13 protein-coding genes are annotated in these 14736 nt (G+C 66.2%); 11 read left to right on the plus strand and 2 right to left on the minus strand.

All coding sequences use genetic code 11. The annotated features are described in order from the left end of the window. The first annotated feature begins 71 nt into the window (after window positions 1–71). The 9 genes from ACOJTD_RS20160 to ACOJTD_RS20200 all read left to right on the plus strand — a co-directional run bounded on the left by ACOJTD_RS20160 (window position 72) and on the right by ACOJTD_RS20200 (window position 10357). Window positions 72–2183: an ATP-binding protein gene (locus ACOJTD_RS20160; RefSeq protein ID WP_420134642.1), complete on the plus strand. Its 2112-nt coding sequence runs from the start codon at window positions 72–74 to the stop codon at window positions 2181–2183. Beyond that, window positions 2153–3892 carry a DUF3369 domain-containing protein gene (locus ACOJTD_RS20165; protein WP_420134643.1) on the plus strand — a complete coding sequence of 580 codons (1740 nt, stop codon included), beginning with the start codon at window positions 2153–2155 and terminating at the stop codon, window positions 3890–3892. The genes ACOJTD_RS20160 and ACOJTD_RS20165 overlap by 31 nt, the downstream gene beginning before the upstream one ends. Next, window positions 3889–4629, plus strand: coding sequence for a response regulator (locus ACOJTD_RS20170; RefSeq protein ID WP_420134644.1), 741 nt, complete (start codon window positions 3889–3891; stop codon window positions 4627–4629). The genes ACOJTD_RS20165 and ACOJTD_RS20170 overlap by 4 nt, the downstream gene beginning before the upstream one ends. Window positions 4630–4995: 366 nt before the next feature. Next, window positions 4996–5607 carry a sigma-70 family RNA polymerase sigma factor gene (locus ACOJTD_RS20175; protein WP_054164764.1) on the plus strand — a complete coding sequence of 204 codons (612 nt, stop codon included), beginning with the start codon at window positions 4996–4998 and terminating at the stop codon, window positions 5605–5607. Window positions 5608–6096: 489 nt separating this feature from the next. Then, window positions 6097–7503: a cytochrome ubiquinol oxidase subunit I gene (locus ACOJTD_RS20180; protein ID WP_420134645.1), complete on the plus strand. Its 1407-nt coding sequence runs from the start codon at window positions 6097–6099 to the stop codon at window positions 7501–7503. After that, window positions 7503–8513 carry a cytochrome d ubiquinol oxidase subunit II gene (gene cydB, locus ACOJTD_RS20185; protein WP_420134646.1) on the plus strand — a complete coding sequence of 337 codons (1011 nt, stop codon included), beginning with the start codon at window positions 7503–7505 and terminating at the stop codon, window positions 8511–8513. The genes ACOJTD_RS20180 and cydB overlap by 1 nt, the downstream gene beginning before the upstream one ends. 18 nt (window positions 8514–8531) lie before the next feature. Continuing rightward, window positions 8532–8660, plus strand: coding sequence for a DUF2474 domain-containing protein (locus tag ACOJTD_RS20190; protein WP_420134647.1), 129 nt, complete (start codon window positions 8532–8534; stop codon window positions 8658–8660). A gap of 39 nt (window positions 8661–8699) precedes the next feature. Next, window positions 8700–9293: a L,D-transpeptidase gene (locus tag ACOJTD_RS20195; protein WP_420134648.1), complete on the plus strand. Its 594-nt coding sequence runs from the start codon at window positions 8700–8702 to the stop codon at window positions 9291–9293. Window positions 9294–9322: 29 nt separating this feature from the next. Further along, window positions 9323–10357, plus strand: coding sequence for an amino acid ABC transporter substrate-binding protein (locus ACOJTD_RS20200; protein WP_420134649.1), 1035 nt, complete (start codon window positions 9323–9325; stop codon window positions 10355–10357). Between the two features lie 355 nt (window positions 10358–10712). On the opposite strand, the gene ACOJTD_RS20205 is transcribed toward ACOJTD_RS20200, so the two are convergent. Both ACOJTD_RS20205 and ACOJTD_RS20210 read right to left on the minus strand, forming a co-directional pair. After that, window positions 10713–11852: an acyl-CoA dehydrogenase family protein gene (locus ACOJTD_RS20205; RefSeq protein ID WP_420134650.1), complete on the minus strand. Its 1140-nt coding sequence runs from the start codon at window positions 11850–11852 to the stop codon at window positions 10713–10715. Window positions 11853–12044: 192 nt separating this feature from the next. Continuing rightward, entirely contained in the window at window positions 12045–13238 is a 1194-nt protein-coding gene (locus ACOJTD_RS20210) for an acyl-CoA dehydrogenase family protein (protein WP_420134651.1), read from the minus strand. Between the two features lie 208 nt (window positions 13239–13446). On the opposite strand from ACOJTD_RS20210, the gene ACOJTD_RS20215 reads away from it, so the two are divergent. Both ACOJTD_RS20215 and ACOJTD_RS20220 read left to right on the plus strand, forming a co-directional pair. Then, window positions 13447–13992 carry a carboxymuconolactone decarboxylase family protein gene (locus ACOJTD_RS20215; RefSeq protein ID WP_420134652.1) on the plus strand — a complete coding sequence of 182 codons (546 nt, stop codon included), beginning with the start codon at window positions 13447–13449 and terminating at the stop codon, window positions 13990–13992. A 162-nt stretch (window positions 13993–14154) separates the two neighbouring features. After that, window positions 14155–14649: a VOC family protein gene (locus ACOJTD_RS20220; RefSeq protein ID WP_420134653.1), complete on the plus strand. Its 495-nt coding sequence runs from the start codon at window positions 14155–14157 to the stop codon at window positions 14647–14649. Window positions 14650–14736: the final 87 nt, after the last annotated feature.

Below are 14736 nucleotides of genomic sequence, written 5' to 3' on the forward strand. Positions count from 1 at the left end.
GCCAGATGCGGCCGCAGCGCCGTTCGCCGCGCCTTTCGTCATCCGGGCATCATGCGGGGCCGGCAGGTTCGATGCGATCACACCTCGCAAGGCCGACTGATTTGGACCCGGTAGCAGCGCGCCAGGACGACAGCAGCGAGGCCCGGACGAGTTTCGTCAGCCGCTCCGGCGTGGTGCGTCTGGTCCGCGCCGTCCCGATCCGCTGGCGCATCCTGTCGATCGCGGCGCTGAACTCGCTGGTGGTGCTGATCCTCGCCAGCATGATCTGGAGCGGCGCGCGGGTGCTGAGCACCGCATGGGACGACGTGCGTCAGGTTCGCGAATCCGACCAGATCCTGGCCCTGCTCGAAAGCGAGACCGGGCGGCTGCAGAACCTGATCCATCGCTACATCAACCAGCCGAGCCCCGACCTGTTCGCCGAGATCCTGCTGCTGCGCGAGGCGGTGCTGGGCACGCTCAGCAACCGCGCCTCGACCGATCCGATGCTGTCGGGCTCGGTCGACGAACTGGAGCGCGTCACCGAGCGCTTCCTCAACGGCTTCGGCGACCTGCGCGCGCTGCAAAGCAAGATCAAGGACACCTATGAGAACCGGGTGCAGGGCCCGGCGCGCGACATCGCCGCGCTGTATTCGGTGATCGAGGGGGCCACCGGCCGGCGCGATGCGCCGATCTGGCCGGCGCTCGGCCGCTCGCGCGAGGCCTTCACGGCGATGCTGGTGGCGGCGAACTCGTATTACCTGTCGCTCTCCAAGGAAGCCGCAGAGGACGCGCGGCGCAACACCGAGACCATCGAACGCACCGTGCCGGTGATGATCGGGCTCGCCGACAACGACCTGCAGCGGATGGCGCTGGAGAAGCTGAAGCAGCGCGCCGCCGCGCTGAGCGACGGACTGCAGGATCTCTCGCAGCAGCTCGCCAGCCGCAGCGACCTGCTGCGGCATTCGATCGACGCCAGCCAGGCGGCGACCATCGCGGCGATCGATGCGCTGTCGGTGAAGATGCGCCAACGCGAGCAGAAGGCGCAGCAGACCTTCGACCGTACGCTCACCAACATCTCCCGCAAGGTGCTGTGGATCGCGGTGATCTTCATCGCCGTCATCCTGGTCGCGAGTACGATCATCGCGCTCAGCATCCGCAAGCCGCTGCACCAGATCCTGTCGGCGATGCACGCCATCACGTCCGGCGATTACGGCCGCCGCGTCGCCGGCACCGAGGCGCGTGACGAGGTCGGCGCGATGGCGCGCGCCGTCGAGGTGTTCCGCGAAAACGCGATCGACAAGCGCAAGGCCGAGGACGATCTCCGCGCCTCCAAGGAGAAAGCGGAGAGCGCGCTGCTCGAGCTCAATACCGCGCAGCAGAATTTGATCGATGCGGAGCGGCTGGCGGCGTTGGGCGGGCTGGTGGCCGGGGTGGCCCACGAGGTCAACAACCCGATCGGCATCAGCCTGACCGTGGCATCGAGCTTCGCCCGCAAGGCGACGTTGTTCGAAGCCGACCTGAAGGGCGACACGCCGCTGCGCAGGTCACAACTTGAGGAATTCGTTCGCTCCTCGCACGACGCGGCTCATCAGCTCGTCGCCAACCTGCAGCGCGCAGCCGAACTGATCCAGTCGTTCAAGCAGGTCGCGGTCGACCGCTCTCACGCCGAACGTCGCTCGTTCGATCTGCACGAGGCCACCGACCAGATCATCACCAGCCTCAAGCCGGTGCTGAAGCGGGCGCCGATCGAGCTGTCGATCGACATGCCCGACGGGCTGATGATCGACGGCTATCCGGGCTCCTACGGCCAGATCCTCACCAACCTGTTCCTCAACGCCGTCAACCATGCCTTCGCGGACGGCCGCGCCGGGACCATCACCATCAATGCCCGGCCGCGCGGCGACGACGTCGAGATCGTGTTCGCCGACAACGGCGCCGGCATGACGCCCGACGTGCAGCGCCAGGCGTTCGACCCGTTCTTCACCACGCGGCGCAACGAGGGCGGCACCGGGCTCGGCCTGCACATCGTTTACAATCTGGTGACCCAGCAGCTCGGCGGACGCATGATGCTGGAATCAAGAGTAGGACAAGGCACGACTTTTCGCATTATCATGCCACGTACCGCCACCGGCGCGCCGACCGACGCCGACACGCCCACCGACGGAAACCTGCAATGGCCGACCAGGACGATATCCTCCAACTGATCGAAGATACCGATCCGGTCGCCGAGCCGTCGAACGCCAAGCGGTGGAAGATCGCGGTGATCGACGACGATGCCGCCGTGCACGAGGGCACCCGCTTCGCGCTGAGCGACTACAGCCTCAACGGCCAAGGCCTCGAAATCCTGTCGGCCTATTCGGGCGCCGAGGGCCGCGAGCTGATGCGGGCCAACCCCGATATCGCCGCGGTGCTGCTCGACGTCATCATGGAGTCGGACGCCGCCGGCCTCGAACTGGTCGAGTACATCCGCAACGACATCCGCAACGAGACCGTGCGCATCATTCTGCGCACCGGCCAGCCCGGCCAGGCGCCGGAGCGCCGGGTGATCGTCGACTACGACATCAACGACTACAAGGCCAAGACCGAGCTCACCGCCGACAAGCTGTTCACCTCGCTGACCGCCGCGCTGCGCAGCTATCAGCAACTCGAGCGCATGGTGCAGACCCGGCGCGGCCTCGAGATCATCATCGACGCCGCCTCGACGCTGTACGACTTCAAGTCGATGCAGCGGCTGGCCGAGGGCGTGCTGACCCAGATCGCCTCGCTGCTCAATGTCGACTGCGCCGGCATCCTGGTGCTGCGCGACTCCGGCGACGACTTCTCCGTGCTGGCCGGCTCGGGCTGCTACAGCCGCTTCATCGGCTGCCCGGGCATCTCCCCGCTCGACCAGGACGTCCGGCAGATGGTTGAGGAGGCGTTCCGCCGCCGCAAACACGAATTCGCCGACCACCGCACCGTGCTCTATGTCCGCACCGGCAGCGGCCGCGAGGTGGTGGTGCTGCTGCAGTCCGAGCGTGAGCTGTCCGAGACCGACCGCTCGCTGGTCGAGATCTTCGGCAGCCGGCTGTCGATCGCGTTCGACAACGTGATCCTGTATCGGCAGCTGCACGAGGCCAACACCCAGCTCGAAGAACGCGTCGCGCAGCGCACCCGCGCGCTGACCCAGGCCAACCGCCGGCTGTCGACGCAATGGATGCGGCTGCAGCGCGCCAACGCGTTCAAGAACGAGATCCTCGGCACCGTCGCGCACGACCTGAAGAACCCGCTCGGCGTCATCCTCGGCCGCACCGAAATGCTGACCGAACTGATCAGCGCCGAAACCTCCAAGGACAGCGTGATCGCCCAGGTCGATCACATCCGCGAGGCGACGCGGCGGCTGACCTCGATGGTCGACCACCTGATCTCCGACGCGATGGCGGACGCCTTCGACATCTCGATCCGCCGCGAGCCGGTCGATCTCGCCGCGCTGGTGGCGGAAGTCGCCGAGGCCAACCGGCCGACGGCGACCAACAAGCAGCAGACCATTGCGGTGTCGATCCCGGCCGCGCGGGTGACGCAGTGCGACTCCGACCGGGTCCGCGAGGCGATCGACAATCTGGTCAGCAACGCCATCAAGTACAGCCCGGTCGGCGGCAAAATCTCGCTGCAGGTCGACGGCACCGACACCGACACCATCATCCGCGTCACCGACGAGGGCGCCGGCCTGTCGCCGGAGGATCTCAGCCGGCTGTTCGGGCGCTTCCAGCGGCTGTCGGCCAAGCCGACCGGCGGCGAAAGCTCGACCGGGCTCGGCCTGTCGATCGTCAAGAAGATCATCGACATGCATGGCGGCAACGTCAGCGCCCAGAGCCCGGGGCCCGGCCAGGGCGCGACCTTCACCATCACCCTGCCCGCATCGTCTGCCGCATCATGAGCCAGAACCCGCACATCATCGTCGTCGACGACGAAGCTCCGGCCCGCGAGATGGTCGGCGAGTATCTGAAGATGCACGGCTTCGCCGTGACGCTGTGCGACGGCGGCAAGAGCCTGCGGGCCGAGATCGCCGTCAAGGTGCCGGACCTGGTGGTGCTCGACCTCAACATGCCCGAGGAAGACGGGCTGTCGATCATCCGCGACCTCAAGGCCAAGACCAACGTGCCGGTGATCATGCTGACGGCGACCGCCAGCCCGATCGACCGCGTGGTCGGCCTCGAACTCGGCGCCGACGACTACGTCGCCAAACCCTGCGAGCTGCGCGAGCTGATGGCCCGCATCCGCTCGGTGCTGCGCCGTGCGGCGCCGAAGCCGGCCGAGGCTCCGGCTCCGGTCGCGGCGGCCAAGCCGGCCAACGAGCAACTGGTGCGGTTCGGCACCAAATGGCTCGACCTCGAAGCCCAGGCGCTCCGCGACGACGACGGCAACGAGCATCCGCTGACCGCCTCGGAATTCGGCCTGTTGAAGGTCTTTGCCGCCAATCCCAAGCGGGTGCTGTCGCGCGAACGGCTGCTCGAACTCGCCAACGCCCGCGACGCCGAGGCCTTCGACCGCGCCGTCGATCTGCGCATCATGCGGATCCGCCGCAAGATCGAGCCCGACCCGACCAAGCCCGCCGTGATCCGCACCATCCGCGGCGGCGGCTACCTGTTCTCTCCGGCATCCGAGCGGCCCTGACCGACGGCCGGTGGCTTCGCTGACCGTCACCTTCAATATTCACTTCACGGCCGGGCTCGCCTCGGACTTCCGCGTCGTCTCGGCCTCGAAGCAGCAACCCGAATGCCGGCAGAGGCCACCAATGACGTGAGGAAAGGTTTGTTCCCGGGATACGGGCCGCGAACTACGGCTCCCGATCTTTGAGCCGGACCTTTGAAAAGGTTGCTGTTTTTGTCCGTTTGTTTCATGCGGGCGGAGCCCGTGAAACAATTCCCCCGCTCACGAAACCATTTTCGACTTTGGGCGCAGACGTCCTGAAATGGTGCCTGACTAGTAAAGCTCCCAACAAACGCCGCGGGGGAGTGCGGCGGTATACGGGAGCCGTTCATGCAAAATGTAATTGCCATCAATGAAGCGGGCCGCCAGGGCATTATCGCCGCGCGCGCCACCACGGACGAAATGTTGCTGGCCAGCATTGCGGCTGGCGACCGGACCGCGATGCATACGCTGTATGCCCGTCACAATGTGCGGGTCTATCGCTTCATCCTGCGCATGCTGCGCGACCCTGCCACCGCCGAAGACCTAGTCAGCCAGGTGTTCCTCGATGTCTGGCGCACCGCCCGGCAGTTCGAAGGCCGCGCGCAGGTTTCGACCTGGCTGCTGTCGATCGCCCGCTTCAAGGCGCTGACCGCGCTGCGCCAGCGCCAGCATGAAGACATCGACCAGGACGACGTCCTGGAGATCGCCGACGGCGCCGACAATCCCGAGGCCGCGCTCGATCGCACCCGGACCAGCGACATTCTGCGCGCCTGCATCGCCAAACTGTCGCCGGCGCATCGCGAGATCATCAATCTCGTTTACTATCATGAGAAGTCGGTCGAGGAAGTCGGCCGCATCGTCGGCATTCCGCAGAGCACGGTGAAGACGCGGATGTTCTACGCCCGCAAGCAGCTCGCCGAGCTGCTTAAGGGCCACGGCGTCGAAACCATGGCGGCCTGAAACACGCCAACGTGAAGCTCGCGCGGCGTTGTGCCACCGCGCCAGCCTGAAGGTCCCGATTTAGAAAGGATCTGCGGTCAGCCGAATTCACAGCCGCGCGGCGCGATGATATCTCCCCATCATCGCCGGTTGGACCACGCAGGTGTCGGATGACGACACAATTGAAACAATCGACGACATCCGCCGGAAAGAATTCGGTGCGATGATGATGATGTCGACACCGGGCGCGACCGGCGCGGCAGGCTCATTCAAGGCTTGATAACCATCGCGACCTCCAAGTGACCCGGACGGGATGCCCACCGTCCGGGTTTTGCTTTTTCGCACGACGCAGTTGTCGCACCCCCTACCAAAGACGACTTGCATGGACAAAATGGCCAAGCGCGCCGCGGCCATGTCATCGGCTAATTGCTAGGCACCTCCTGTCGCAAACGATAGGATCATCACGCGCGGTGATACGTGACCGCGCGGTCTTCGTGGTGGATGTGTCGGATGATCGAAGCCCTGGACCCTGTCGTATTGGCGCGCGCGCAATTCGCCTTCACGATGTCGTTTCACATCATCTTTCCGGCGTTCTCGATCGGTCTGGCGAGCTACCTCGCTGTGCTGGAAGCGCTGTGGCTGTGGACCGGCCGCGAGGTCTTCATCAACCTGTTCAAGTACTGGCTGAAGATCTTCGCCATCGCGTTCGGCATGGGCGTCGTGTCCGGTATCGTGATGTCGTATCAGTTCGGTACCAACTGGGCGGTCTTCTCCGACAAGACCGGCCCGGTGATCGGGCCGCTGATGGCCTATGAAGTTCTCACCGCGTTCTTCCTCGAGGCCGGCTTTCTCGGCGTGATGCTGTTCGGCCTCAAACTGGTCGGGCCGCGGCTGCATTTTCTGGCGACGCTGATGGTGGCGATCGGCACGCTGATCTCGGCGTTCTGGATTCTGTCGGCGAATTCCTGGATGCAGACGCCAGCCGGCTATGCGGTCAACGAGGCCGGGCAATTCGTCGCGACCAACTGGTTCGAGCTGATCTTCAATCCGTCGTTTCCGTATCGGCTGGTGCACATGGTGCTGGCCGCTTACCTCACCACCTCGCTCGTGGTCGGCGCGGTCGGCGCGTATCATCTGCTGCGCAATACAAGGCAGCCGGGCGCGCGGATGATGTTCTCGATGGCGATGTGGATGCTGACCGTCGTGGCGCCGATCCAGATCCTCGCCGGCGACGCGCACGGCCTCAACACGCTGGAGCATCAGCCCGCCAAGGTGATGGCGATGGAAGGTCATTACCAGAGCCATCCCGACGGGGCACCGTTCATCCTGTTCGGCCTGCCCGATCAGGACGCCGCAGTGGTGCGCTATGCGCTGGAAATTCCCAAGCTGTCGTCGCTGATCCTGAAACATTCGCTCGACGCGCCGCTGGCCGGGCTCGACACCGTGCCGCGGCAGGACTGGCCGCCGGTGCCGATCACCTTCTGGTCGTTCCGCATCATGGTCGGTCTCGGCCTGCTGATGGCGGCGCTCGGAGCCTTGAGCCTGTGGATGCGCTGGCGCGGCCGGCTGCACGAGTCGCGGCCGCTGCATGCGTTCGCGCTGGCGATGGGCCCCGCAGGCTTCGTCGCGGTGCTGGCCGGCTGGGTCACCACCGAAACCGGACGGCAGCCGTTCACGGTGTTCGGCCTGTTGCGCACCGCGGAGTCGGTGTCGCCGCTGGCCTCGCCTGCGGTCGCGTCGTCGCTGATCGCCTTCGTGATCGTGTACTTCGCGGTGTTCTTCGCCGGCACCGTCTACATCCTGCGGCTGATGGCGCAGCCGCCGCATCACGGCGAGGAAGGCCCGCCCGGCGCCACGCCGGCGCGCGCCGCCGGCATCACGCCCGCCCCCGCGATCGCCAGCCGGAGGCTCGGCTGATGACCATTGCTTACGATCTCGCGACTATCTGGGCCTTCATCATCGCCTTCGCGGTGTTCGTCTATGTGGTGATGGACGGCTTCGACCTCGGCCTCGGCATCCTGTTTCCGCTGTTTCGGACCAAGCGCGACCGCGACGTGGTGATGAACAGCGTCGCGCCGGTGTGGGACGGCAACGAGACCTGGCTGGTGCTCGGCGGCGGCGGGCTGTTCGCGGCGTTCCCGCTGGCCTATGCGGTGCTGATGCCGGCGCTGTACACGCCGATCATCGCGATGCTGCTGGGCCTGGTGTTTCGCGGCGTGGCGTTCGAATTCCGCTGGCGCACGCTGCGCGAACGCAACCGCTGGGACCTCGCCTTCTTCCTCGGCTCGCTGGTGGCGACGCTGGCGCAGGGCGTCGCGCTCGGCGCGCTGCTGCAGGGCATCCACGTCGAGGGCCGCGCCTATGCGGGCGGCTGGTGGGACTGGCTGACGCCATTCAGCCTGCTCACCGGCGTCGCGCTGGTGATCGGCTACGCGCTGCTCGGCGCCACCTGGCTGGTGATGAAGACAACCGGCGATCTGCGCGAGCAGGCGTATCGGCTGAGCCGCTGGCTGCTGCTCGGCCTGCTGGTCGCGATCGTAGCGGTCAGCGCCGCAACGCCGTTCCTGAGCTACGACTACTCGCAGCGCTGGTTCGACTGGCCGAACGTGCTCGCCACCGCGCAGGTGCCGCTCGCCGTCGCGATCGTCACCGCGCTCTTGCTGCGCGCGCTGGCGCAGAAGCGCGATTACCAGCCGTTCCTGCTGACGCTGTGCCTGTTTCTGCTGTCCTATGCGGGGCTCGGCATCAGCATCTGGCCCTATGTCGTGCCGCGCAGCATCACCATCTGGCAGGCTGCCGCGCCGGAGAACAGCCAGCTGTTCATGCTGGTCGGCGTCGCCATCCTGGTGCCGATCATCCTGATCTACACCGCGTGGGCCTATTGGGTGTTTCGCGGCAAGGTCGATCCGGAAAGCGGGTATCACTGAACGCGGGCGCACACAGCTATGTCCAATACTGAACCATCCGGACCTCTGTCGCGCCGCCTGCTGTGGTTCGTGGCGCTGTGGCTCGGCGGCGTCGCAGCTGTCGCGCTGGTGTCGCTGATCCTGCGGATGTGGATCGGAACAAACTGACATGGTACATTCCCGGCGCAATTGCTTCGGGAGGTGTCGATGCTTGGATTGTCGCGTGTGGTCGGCCGGCTGGCGTTTGCGGCAGCGTTGGTGATCGGCATCACACCGAGCCATGCGCAGCAGAACGACCCCGGCGACGAACCCGGCCTGATCGCCAATGACGATTACGAGCTGCCGCCCGAGCTGCGAAAGCAGATGGTCTATTACCGGACCAGCGAGCCGCCGGGCACCATCGTGGTGCAGACCTCCGAGCGCTATCTCTATCTGGTCCAGGGCAACAACCGCGCGCTGCGCTACGGTATCGGCGTCGGCCGCGAGGGCTTCACCTGGCAGGGCCTGTTGAAGATTTCGCGCAAGGCGGAATGGCCGGACTGGACGCCGCCGCCTGAGATGATCGCGCGCCAGCCCTATCTGCCGCGCTTCATGGCCGGCGGCCCCGGCAATCCGCTCGGCGCCCGGGCGATGTATCTCGGCTCGACGGTGTATCGCATCCACGGCACCAACCGGCCCGACACGATCGGCACCGCGATCTCCTCCGGCTGCTTCCGCCTGGTCAACGCCGACGTCGCCGACCTGTACGACCGCGTCCCGGTCGGCACCAAGGTCGTGGTGCGGCAGAAGCCCGAACTGTAACAGCCCTTCCCTCTTTTCCGAGACTCCCAATGTTGAAACGGACGTTCCAGACCGGGCTCGCGATCGGGCTCGTGGTCGCGGCGGCGATTGCTGCGGCCGCCATCACCTACGAGCGCTACGACACCAAGACCCTGAAGCGCACGATCCGGCGCGACGCCGTGCTGTGCGGCGTCAACAAGGGCCTGCCGGGCTTCGCGACGCCGGACGACAAGGGCAACTGGAGCGGCTTCGACGTCGACTTCTGCCGCGCGGTGGCGGCGGCGATCTTCAACGATCCGACCAAGGTGAAGTTCGTGGCGCTCGACGCCAGCGAGCGCTTCAAGGAGCTGCAGAGCCGCAAGGTCGACATCCTGTCGCGCAACTCGACCTGGAGCATGTCGCGCGAGACCAGCTACGATTTGTATTTCCCCGCCGTCGCCTATTACGACGGCCAGGGCTTCATGGTGCCGGCGTCGCGCAAGGTCGAGACCGCGCTCGAACTCGACGGCAGCAAGGTCTGCGTGCAGGACGGCACCACCACGCTGCTCAACCTCGCCGACTACTTCCGCGCCAACAACATGAAGTACACGGAAGTGAAGTTCGGCAAGCTCGACGAGGTCGTCGCCGCCTACAAGGACGGCCGCTGCGACACCTTCACGGCCGACGCCTCGCAGCTCTACGCGCTGCGCCAGACGCTGCCGAAGCCGGGCGACCACACCATCCTGCCCGACCTGATCTCCAAGGAGCCGCTCGCCCCGGTGGTCCGCCAGCGCGACGACGACTGGATGATGATCGTGAAGTGGACGCTGTACGCGATGATCAACGCCGAGGAGCTCGGCATCACCTCGCAGAACATCGACGAGGCGCTGAAATCGAAGAAGCCCGACGTGATGCGGCTGGTCGGCACCGAAGGCGCCTATGGCGAAGAACTCGGCCTGTCGAAAGACTGGGCCGCCCGCATCATCCGCCACGTCGGCAATTACGGCGAAGTCTACGACCGCAACGTCGGCAAACTCGGCATCCCGCGCGGCTTGAACCAGCTGTGGAGCAACGGCGGTATTCAGTACGCGCCGCCGATCAGGTAGGGATCGGCCGGGTTTTCTCGCCGGCCGCTCCCGCAGCCTCCGCCGTCATCGCCCGCGCAGGCGGGCGACCCAGTATTCAAGAGCCTGCGCGTTCAGGCGCGACGCATCCACACTCAAGCTCTGGAATACTGGATCCCCGCATGCGCGGGGATGACAGTTTGGAGTGTTGATGCGCCTAGCTCCAAAACACCCTCTCGTTCGTCATTCCGGCGCGCGCAGCGCAGCGGTGCAGGCGCGGAATGACGAAAGATCGTCGTCCGTAGCCCGGATGGAGCGAAGCGTAACCGGGGAAGCGGCTGCCCCGCATTCCGCTGCGCTGCATGCGGGCTACAGAGAATTCAAGACGGCAGAGCGCTCAATACTTCTTCCACTCCGCCAGCGCTTCGGCGTGGTAGTTCGCGTCGCCGAGCAGTTCCTGCAGGACGCGGGCGCGTTTCATGAAGAGGCCGATGTCGAACTGGTCGGTCATGCCCATGCCGCCGTGCATCTGCACGCCTTCCTGCACCGCGAGCGTCGTCACCGTGCCGGCCTTGGCCTTGGCGACCGCCACCGCAACACGCGCTTCTGACGCGTCGGCATCGACGGCCTGCAGCGCCTTGAGCACGGCGGCGCGCAGGATCTCGATCTCGGTGTAGAGATGCGCGGCGCGGTGCTGCAGCGCCTGGAATTCGCCGATCAGCTTGCCGAACTGCTTGCGCTCTTTCAGATAGCTCACGGTGCGCCCGAACGCCTCGTCGGCGACGCCGAGCATCTCGGCCGCCGCCGCGGCCCGACCGACATTCAGCACCGCCTCGAGCAGCGCGCCGCCGCGATCGACCTCGCCGAGCACGCTGTCGGCATTCACTTCGACACCGTCGAAGCTGATGCGCGCCGCGTTGTGCGCGTCAACCCTCACGGTGCGTTCGATCGAAACGCCCTTGGCCTTGGGATCGACCAGGAACAGCGTCAGGCCGTCGGCATCGCCGGGCTGGCCGCTGCTGCGCGCCGCGACGATCAGCAGATCGGCGACGTGGCCGTCGACCACCAGCGCCTTGTCGCCCTTCAGCTTGAAACCGTTGCCGGCGCGCGTCGCCGTCATCGCGATGCGCGACGGCCGGTGCTTGGCGCCTTCATCCACTGCGAGCGCGGCGATCAGCGAGCCATCAGCGATCTTCGGCAGATAGGTCTTCTTCTGCGCCTCCGAACCGCCGCGCGTCAGCGCCGAGGCGGCCAGCACCGCGGTCGCCAGGAACGGCGACGGCGTCAGGTTGCGGCCGATCTCCTCCATCACCACGCCGGCCTCGACGCAGCCGAGCCCGGAGCCGCCGAACGCTTCCGGCACCAGCAGGCCGGCGAGGCCCATCTCGGCGAAGCTTTTCCAAAGCTCGCGCGAAAAGCCGGTGGCGTCGCGCTCATCGCGCAGCTTGCGGAAATGCGCGACCGGCGCCTTGTCGCCGATCAGCCCGCGCGCCGAGTCGCGCAGCATGGTTTGTTCTTCGGTGAGGACGAGAGCCATGGGTGATGATCCAATGAATTCGGAGTGATGACTTTTGCGTTCGTCATTCCGGGATGCGCCCTTGGGGCGCAGCCCGGAATCCATATCCCCTGGAGGTGGTTATGGATTCCGGGTTCGCGTGGAGCCTGTCATTGGGCCGGCCGAAGGCCGGACCCGGTGGCGCGCCCCGGAATGACTCGTGGAGAGGCTTACTTACGCTCCCGGCAGATCGAGGATGCGCTTGGCGACGATGCCGAGCATGACTTCGCTGGTGCCGCCTTCGATCGAGTTGGCCTTGGTGCGCAGCCAGGCGCGGGCGCGGGCGCCGTCGTGGCTACGCTCGCTCTCCCACTCCAGCGCGTCGATGCCGCCGGCCGACATCAGGATCTCGTGGCGGCGCTTGTTCAGCTCGGTGCCGTAGTACTTCATCGCCGAGGAGAACGCCGGATGCAGCTGGCCGGCCTTGGCGAGATCGACCGCGCGCTCGGCCGCGCAGGCCAGCGCCGCCTCGTCGATGTCGAAGGTCGCGATCTGGCCGCGCAGCACCGGATCGTCGAGCTTGCCCTGCTCATCAATGCCCAGCGAGCCCGCCGCGACCTGGCCGAGCGGCCGGCCGCCATCGCGCCCGCCCATCCCGGAGATCATCGCGCGCTCGTGCTGCAGCAGATACTTCGCCACGTCCCAGCCGCGGTTGATGGTGCCGACGACGTGCGACTGCGGCACGCGGACGTTATCGAAGAAGGTTTCGCAGAACGGCGATTTGCCGGAGATCAGCAGGATCGGTTTGGTGGTCACGCCCTTCGAAGTCATGTCGAACAGGATGAAGCTGATGCCGTCGTGCTTCTTGGCCGACGCATCGGTGCGCACCAGGCAGAAGATCCAGTGCGCGTAGTTGGCGTAGCTGGTCCAGATCTTCGAGCCGTTGATGATGAAGTCGTCGCCGTCCGGCACCGCGCGGGTCTGCAGCGAGGCGAGGTCGGAGCCGGCGTTCGGCTCGGAATAGCCTTGGCACCAGCGGATTTCGCCGCGCGCGATCTTCGGCAGATGCTCGGCCTTCTGTGCCTCGTTGCCGTATTTCAGCAGCGCCGGCCCGAGCATCCAGATCCCGAAGGAGGACAGCGGCGGCCGCGCGCCGATCGCCGCCATCTCTTCGCGCAGGATTTTATGGCGCGCGCCGTCGAGGCCGCCGCCGCCATATTGGGTCGGCCAATCCGGCACGGTCCAGCCCTTGTCGCGCATCCGCTCGAACCAGACCTTCTGGGCGTCCGAGGCGAACTTGGCGTTGCGGCCGCCCCAGAAATTGTCCTCGTCGCCCTGCATCGGCTTGCGCATGTCGGGCGGGCAATTGGCCTCGAGCCAGGCGCGGGTCTCAGCGCGGAAGTGTTCGAGATCGGAGGTGTCGGTCATCGGGGCTCCCATCCACCGGGGCGGACTTGACGCCCGCGTTGCATTTGATTGGGCCGGACCTTAGCGGTCGCCGGGCGAAATTCAACATCCGTGTTGCGCAGCGCCATGCGCCGCGCGCTCTGGCATTTCGGCCGCAAACGCGTCACGTTTCGCGTCCCGAAATTCGGCACGGAGCGCAGCATCGCGCGCCGCCAGCAAGGACCTCTCCATGCGCCTGAAATTGCCCACGCCGGCCGAGATGAGCGACGATCAGCGCGCCATCTACGAGGAGTCGATCGCCAGCAAGCGCGGCACCCCGCCGCCGCCAATGATGGCGTGGCTGGCGAGCCCGGAGATGGCGCGGCACGCCACGCGGCTCGGCGCGTTCCTGCGCTTCGACACGTCACTGACCGCGGCGGAATCCGAACTCGCCATCCTGGTGACGGCGCGGCACTGGACCGCGCAATTCGAATGGTACGCGCACAAGAAGATGGCGCTCGACGGCGGGCTCGATCCGGCCATCATCGACGCGATCCGCGATCGCCGAACCCCATCGATCAGCGACCCGAAACAGCAGATGATCTACGACGTCGCCCGTTCTCTGCACGAGGCCAAGGGCCTTTCGAAGCCGCTGTACGACGCAGCCATGCAGACGCTCGGCGAACGCGGCCTTGTCGAAATCATCGGCCTGTGCGGCTACTACACGATGGTGTCGATGACGCTGAACACCTACGAATTCCCGCTGCCGGACGGCGAGAAACCTGAGCTCACCTAACCGTGTCCCGGACGCGATGCGGCACACAGTGCCGCTTCGCAGATCCGGGACCCCGGTTAACTAGAGCCGCAGCACACCGGGGCCCCGGCTCAGCAGCGCACCACGCCGCCAAGGCGGCGCGTTGCGCAGCATCCGGGGCACGCAAAACTTGAATGAGGACACATGACGGAAGCCAACCCCATTCCGGCCGGCACGCGGATCGGCCACGTCCACCTCAAGGTCGCCGATCTCGAGCGCGCGCTCGGGTTCTATTGCGGCGTGCTCGGCTTCGAGCTGATGCAGCGTTACGGCGATCAGGCGGCGTTCATTTCGGCCGGCGGCTATCACCACCACATCGGGCTTAACACCTGGGAGAGCAAAGGCGGCAGTCCGCCGCCGCCGGGCACCACTGGCCTGTTTCATACCGCGATCCTGTATCCGACCCGTCGCGCGCTGGCCGATGCGCTGCATCGCGTGCTCACCGCCGGCATCGCCCTCGACGGCGCCAGCGATCACGGCGTCAGCGAAGCGCTGTACCTGCGCGACCCCGACCAGAACGGCGTCGAACTGTATCGCGACCGGCCGCAGACGGAGTGGCCGCGGACGCCGGACGGCAAACTCGCGATGTTCACGCGGCGGCTGGATATCGAGGACTTACTCCGCTCACGCGAAGTTTAACACGCCGTCTCCCCACGTCATTCCGGGGCGCGAGCGCAGCTCGCGAGCCCGGAATCCATAACTACCGCGGCCAACGGTCGGACACGC

The organism is Rhodopseudomonas sp., assembly GCF_048594845.1.
Lineage (GTDB): Bacteria > Pseudomonadota > Alphaproteobacteria > Rhizobiales > Xanthobacteraceae > Rhodopseudomonas.